The 6,479-nt window shown below is 66.0% G+C and carries 4 protein-coding genes and 1 pseudogene; 3 read left to right on the forward strand and 2 right to left on the reverse strand.

Features of this window, described 5'->3' with window-relative positions; translation table 11 throughout:
• Nucleotides 1–188: pseudogene (regX, locus tag A9X04_RS23345) on the forward strand (two-component sensory transduction protein RegX); the annotation flags it as partial.
• 49 nt (nucleotides 189–237) lie between these two features.
• Here regX and A9X04_RS23350 read toward each other — a convergent pair.
• Nucleotides 238–732: an NUDIX domain-containing protein gene (locus A9X04_RS23350; protein WP_197509339.1), complete on the reverse strand. Its 495-nt coding sequence runs from the start codon at nucleotides 730–732 to the stop codon at nucleotides 238–240.
• 871 nt (nucleotides 733–1,603) lie between these two features.
• On the opposite strand from A9X04_RS23350, the gene A9X04_RS23355 reads away from it, so the two are divergent.
• Together A9X04_RS23355 and A9X04_RS23360 are read left to right on the forward strand one after the other, a co-directional pair.
• On the forward strand, nucleotides 1,604–2,026 hold the full coding sequence (locus A9X04_RS23355) for an MmpS family transport accessory protein (RefSeq protein ID WP_197509341.1): 423 nt from the start codon (nucleotides 1,604–1,606) through the stop codon (nucleotides 2,024–2,026).
• Nucleotides 2,023–4,959: an RND family transporter gene (locus A9X04_RS23360; protein WP_067925654.1), complete on the forward strand. Its 2,937-nt coding sequence runs from the start codon at nucleotides 2,023–2,025 to the stop codon at nucleotides 4,957–4,959. Before A9X04_RS23355 ends, A9X04_RS23360 begins: the two co-directional genes overlap by 4 nt.
• A gap of 20 nt (nucleotides 4,960–4,979) precedes the next feature.
• On the opposite strand, the gene A9X04_RS23365 is transcribed toward A9X04_RS23360, so the two are convergent.
• A partial coding sequence (locus A9X04_RS23365) for a GMC family oxidoreductase (RefSeq protein WP_156764505.1) occupies nucleotides 4,980–6,479 on the reverse strand: 1,500 nt, incomplete at its 5' end.

Consider the following 6,479-nt stretch of genomic DNA (forward strand, 5'->3'; position numbering starts at 1 on the left):
TGCGCAACAGCGGCCGGGTGCTGACTCGCGGGCAGCTGATCGACCGGGTATGGGGCGCCGACTACGTCGGCGACACCAAGACGCTCGACGTCCACGTCAAGCGGTTGCGCTCCAAGATCGAAGCCGACCCGGCCAACCCCGTCCACCTGGTGACGGTGCGAGGGCTGGGCTACAAGCTCGAAGGCTAGGCCGCCCGGGCGGCGGGCGTGCGCTGACGGCGCACGGTCAAGGCTTGGGTCACAACCAGTCGGCGGGCGCGTCGTCGACGGTGTCGAAAACGGTTGCGGCGTGGTCGATTGCGCTCAGCGTGATACGACGACGCATGTTCGCCGTCATCGGCGGGAGGTCGTCAAGCTCGAACCACGCCGCCGCGGTGCATTCGTCGTCGGCGGCGTAGGGCTCCCCGGCTAGCCACTGCATACGGAACACGTGATCGAGGTACTGGGCCCGATCGCCGTTGGCGTGCACCGTCGGTTGGGTCACGTGCACCCAGGCGAGCCTGGTGGCTCGCGCGCTGACCCCGGTTTCTTCGCGCACTTCGCGGGCGGCGCAGTCGGCCGGATTCTCTCCCGGTTCGACGATCCCTGTTACCGCCGTCCAGGCGCCGTTATCCGAGCGCTTGACCAGCAGCACCTGGCCGTCGCGGATCGTGACCGCCGTAACGCCGGCCAACCACAACGGTGCAGTCCCAATGGCGCGACGGAGCTCAACGATGAAGTCGGGGACTGGCACGCACCGTTCATAACACATGGTCCGCAGGACATCTGTCCGCCGGCCGAGACACCATGTTCACGTGAGCCGCGCTGGAAACGCCAGCCCATGGCCGGCGGAACACTCCCAGTGCCGCGGGACGGACGTGGATATGGTTTTCGTCGCAGTGGCCCGTTGATTTGGCGCAGGCGCGGATTATCGCGCCGCCTTGGCGGCTTCGCGATGACCCTTCCTTTTCGCATGGGTCGAGCAGCAATGCGTCATCTCGCAATGGAACTGGTCACTGCATTCATGCGAACAATAAATTGACGCGGCCGGAAGCCAATCCGGGTCCGACAGGTCGCGGGGCCGGTCATTGGGATCGAACGTGTGGCCGCAATGCACGCAGGTCCTGACCTTGGTAGCCATGTCGTCAGGGTACGCGCAGGGGCCCTCGATCGCTGCCGGTTTCTGCATTTCGGAAAATCGCCAAGTGTGCAATTCAACCCAAAATCGCCAACTCCAGCGAATTACTTTTTGAAACTAATTCGTTCGCGGTTTGTTGTCGATTGCGTCGCGGTCCGACCCGGCCCGCGCGATCATCTCGATGAAATCGGCGGCGTGACAGGCTAATAGGCCCTGGGCCGGCGCATGGCAGCGAAACAGACTGCAGCGCAAGCGGTTTCCATGTCTGCGACGCCAGTGGGTGTCGGCGAGCGGCCCAGGCCGGGTACGACGAGCGGTGCGGTCACGGCCCCGGGCGGGCGCCGTGGCTGTGACGCGACGCCGCACCGCAGGAATTAAATCGGCAGCCATGGTGTTCGGCTAGCCGTGGCGCGCGCGACGAAATGCCTGAACAGATGAAACGCCTTAGCATCAGCCCAACGGGCGTTCGTGATGGGGGAGAACGGTGTTGACGCTTCTCAAGCGGGGATGGGTGGCGCTGGTCGTCGTCGTGGCAGCGATCATCGGCGGCGTTGCAGTGGATCGCCTCAACGGCGTCTTCCCGGGACCCGGCTTGCCCAAGCCCGATGCGCGGGATGCGACGCCGCCGTACGCGGCCAAGACCGCCATCTACGAAATCCTGGGACCGCCCGGGACCGCCGGCGTCGTCAACTGGATGGATGCGGACGCACAACCGCAGAAGGCCAACTTCACCACATTGCCGTGGTCGCAGACGATAGTCGCCGAGATGCCCGGCATCTTCGCCTACGTCGTCGCCCAGGGTGACAGCCCTTCCATCGGTTGCCGGATCACCGTCGACGGCAAATTGGTCGATCAGCAACAGGTCGACACGCGTGACGCGCAGGTTTCCTGCTTGGACAAGTCCGCGTGACCGACGACACGAGCGCCACGGACGAAATCCCTGTGGCGCGGCGCTCCGAAGTCGAGCACAAACCGCGGCTGGCCCGCACCATCCGTGTGCTGGCGCTGCCGATCGTCGTGGCCTGGCTGCTGATCGCGGTCGGCGTCAACGTCTTCGTCCCACAGTTGGAAAAGGTTGCCGAGGACGTCTCGGTGCCGCTCTCGCCATCCGATGCGCCCTCTGTGACCGGGATGAAACACATCGGGGAGAAGTTCAAGGAGTACGACTCCGACAACCTCGTCCTGGTGACGCTGGTCGGTGACAAGCCGCTCGGCCAAGACGCTCACCGGTATTACGACGATCTGGTCAAGAAGCTCAAGCAGGACACCGCACACGTCGAGCATGCGCTCGACTTCTGGGGTCAGCGGTTTACGGCCTCCGGTGTCGAGAGCTATGACCACAAGTCCGCCTACGTCCAGGTCAACCTACGGGGTGACCAAGGCGGCGCAGTCGGCGACAAGTCGGTTGACTCGGTTCGCAAGATCGTTGCGGACTCAAAGCCGCCGCCGGGGGTGAAGGCCTACGTCGCGGGGCAGGGAGCCCTGACCGACGACACGATCGTCGTGGGTAACGCCAGCCTGTTCAAGATGACGATCATCACGATCATCATCATCGCGATCATGCTGATGTTCGTCTATCGGTCCATCGGCACCGTGCTGCTGACGATGGTGATTCTGTTCGCCGGACTGGCCACCGGCCGCGGCGTGGTGGCGCTGCTGGGCGACACCGGAATCATGGGGTTGTCGACCTTCGCCGTCAACCTGCTGACGGCACTGGCCATCGCCGCCGGTACCGACTACGCGATCTTCATGGTCGGCCGCTACCAGGAGGCCCGCGAGCGGGGACTGGACCGCGAAGCCGCCTACTACGACACCTTCGCCGGGGTCAGCAAGGTGGTGCTGGGTTCGGGTTTGACGATCGTCGGGGCGCTGGCCTGTCTGCATTTCACTCGGCTGCCCTACTTCAGTTCGCTGGCGTTTCCGTGCGCAATCGGTCTGCTGGTGGTGGTGGCCGCCGGGGTGACCCTGACACCGGCGCTGATCGCGTTCGCGAGCGGCTTCGGTCTGTTCGATCCGAAGCGAAAGTTCAACTACACCCGGTGGCGCCGCCTGGCGACGGCCATCGTGCGGTGGCCGGCACCCATCCTCGCCACCTCCGTCATCCTGGCGATCGTCGGCGCCCTGGGGTTGTCGGGCTTCAACCCGCGCTACAACGACCTGTACTACCTGCCGAAGAGCGCGTCCTCGGTTCAGGCGTACGACGCGGCCGATCAACACTTCACCCAGGCCCGGCTGAACCCGGACCTGCTGATGATCGAATCAGACCACGATCTGCGCAATCCCACCGACATGTTGGTGCTGGACAAGATCGCCGGAGCCATTTTCCGGGTGCCCGGCATCGAACGGGTGCAGAGCATCACCAGACCCCTCGGGCCGCCAATCCAAGACGGATCCGTTCCGTTCCAGCTCAGTGTGCAAACCGCGCCGATCCGGAGCAACCTGAACTACCTGAAAGACCGTGTCGCCGATATCAAGAAGATCATCGGTGATCTGGACACCCTGATCTCCCTGTTGGAGCGCCAGTACAAGGTGACCCAGGATCTCGCGAACGCCACCGACGACAGCGCGAAAACCGCGGAAAACACTGCGGCCATCACAGACGAAATCCGGGACCACATCGCGGATTTCGACGACTTCTGGAGGCCGATTCGCAGTTACTTCTACTGGGAGAGACACTGCTACGACATCCCGATCTGCTGGTCGCTGCGAAGCCTGTTCGACGCCCTGGACGGGTTCGACAAACTCGCCGAGCAATTCCACAATCTCACCAACGATCTCAACCACACGGCCGCGGCCACGCGCGAGCTGCTGGCGATCATTCCGCAGAACATCGCCACCTCGAAGGCGATCCGGGATACGACGTGGACCATCTACAGCACGTTCGACAGCCTGATCAATCAATTCGACCGGCTGACCGACACGAACGCCGTAATGGGCAAGTCCTTCAACGACTCTCAGATTGAGAGCCTCTTCTACCTGCCGCCCGAGATTTTCAGTAACCCGGACTTCCAACTGGGGCTGAGCTTGATGGTGTCGCCGGATGGCAAGGCTGCGCGCTTCATCATCACCCACTCGGTGGATCCGGCGACGACTGAGGGAATCGCGTCAGTCAACCAGGAGCGCAACGCGGCCAAGGAGGCGCTCAAACTCACGTCGCTGCAAAACGCCGACATCTACCTGGGCGGCACGGCCGCAACGTTTTACGACATCGCCAACGGCGCCAAGTTCGACCTGCTGATCGCGGCGATCGCCTCGATCGTGCTCATCTTCATCATCATGGTGATCGTCACCCGCGCTTTGGTCGCTGCGGGCGTCATCGTCGGCACGATCGTGATGTCGCTGGGAGCCGCCTTCGGCTTCTCGACACTGATCTGGCAGCACCTTCTCCATTTCCAGTTGCACTGGGTGGCAACAGAATTCGCATTGATTGTGCTTCTGGCGGTGGGGTCGGACTACAACCTGATGCTGGTGTCCCGGATCGAAGAGGAGATCGGAGCCGGCCTAAAAACGGGACTCATCCGCGGCATGGGTCTCACCGGCCCGGTGGTGACGGCGGCCGGTCTGGTGTTCGCCGTCACGATGGCCACGATGATCACCAGCGATCTCCGGGCGATCGGCCAGTTCGGCACGACGATCGGGCTCGGCTTGATGTTCGACACCTTCGTCGTCCGATCTCTCATCACGCCGTCGATCATGACGGTGATGGGGCGCTGGTTCTGGTGGCCGAAGCGGGTGCGGGTCCGCCCGGCCAGCCAGATGCTTCGGTCCGTCGGGCCGCGCCCGCTGGTGCGGGCGCTGTTGCATCAGCCGCGGCACGCGGCCCCGGCGGACGCGCGGTCGTAGCGGCGGCACAGCACGGGGACTCAGCGCGCGTCGAGCACCTCGTCGGCCACCCCCAGCGCCAGCGCCATGATCGACACCTGCGGGTTGACCTCCGGGCAGCTGGGCAGGATCGAGGCGTCGGCCACCCATACCCCGTCGGCGCCGCGCAGCCGGCCGGTCTGGTCGACCGGGCAGAGCTGATCGTCGACGCCGGCGGCCGCCGTGCCCGTCGGGTGAAAAGCGGCCAGGTGCAGGCTTCTCGGGCTGGTTCGGCGCAACGCATCCTGCAACGCGGGCAGCGACGCGACCGTCTTCGCCTCGGGCAAGCCGGCGAGCACCTCAACGGCACCCGCGGCGAACAGCAACCGGCCCATGGCCTCCATCGCCGTCATGAGCTTGGCGACGTCGCCTCGATCGATGGGGTAACGGATGACGGTCTCGCCGCGCACGGACGACACGGAGCCCACCCCGCGGTCGGCCACCATGGCGCCGAATGTCGCGACCCGCGGCGCCCGGTCCAGCCAGCCGAGCAGCTCGGCGCCGTAGCCGGGAAACACCATCGACCCCATCCCCGGCGGGGTCGATGTCGCCTCGATCAGCACACCGTGCGACTCGTGCAGCTCATGGACGGCCGCGCTTTGCAGCACACCATGCCAGGCGACGACGTCGTCCTCGAAGCGTCCGGCAAGTACGGTCGCCGGATGCAACGCGAGGTTGTGCCCGAGGCGGGGGTGTGCGCCAAGACCGCTGCGCCGCAAGAGGTTTGGCGTCTCGGTGGCTCCGGCGGCCACGACGACCGTGTCGGCGATGACGTCCAGCGCGGTGCCGTCGGGTCGGCGCGCGCGCACCCCGCGAGCGCGCCCGTGCCGGTGCAGCACCCGTTCCACGCGGGCGTGGGAGATGATTCGCGCGCCCGCCGCGCACGCCTCGGGCAGCGCGTTGAGGTGCACGCCGAACTTGGCGTTGCGGGGGCAGCCGATCGCGCACTGGCAACACCCCTCACAGCCCGGCGCGTTGCGGGGGATGGGCGCGGCCTGCCAGCCCAGCGCGGCGGCGCCGCCGAGAAGCAGGTGTCCGTTGCGGCCCATGATCTCCAGCGGCACCGGGGCGACCCGCAGCGTGCGTTCGACATCGTCGAGGTGCGCCGACAGCCGGTCCGAATCGGCCACGGCAAGCCCGAATTCGTCGCGCCAGCGCCGCTGCACCGCCTCCGGCGGCCGGTAGCAAGTGCCGGAGTTGACGACGGTGGTCCCACCGACCGCGCGACCGATCGGCAGCACCACAGACGGGCGTCCCAGGGCGACGGTGGCCCCGGCGCCGCGGTACAACCCCGCGTAGCGGTCGATCGGATGGGTGGTGCGGAACTCCTCGACCGTCCAGCGGCGGCCCTCTTCGAGCACGACGACATCCAGCCCCGCGCGCGCCAGCGTGCGGGCCACCATCGCGCCGCCGGCCCCGGAACCGATCACCACGGCGTCGGCGATGACGACGGACGGGCTGTCGGCCGACACGGTGACGGCCAGGTCCGCATCGGGCCGCGC

This window comes from Mycobacterium sp. E3247 (assembly GCF_001667785.1).
In the GTDB taxonomy this organism is placed as follows: domain Bacteria; phylum Actinomycetota; class Actinomycetes; order Mycobacteriales; family Mycobacteriaceae; genus Mycobacterium.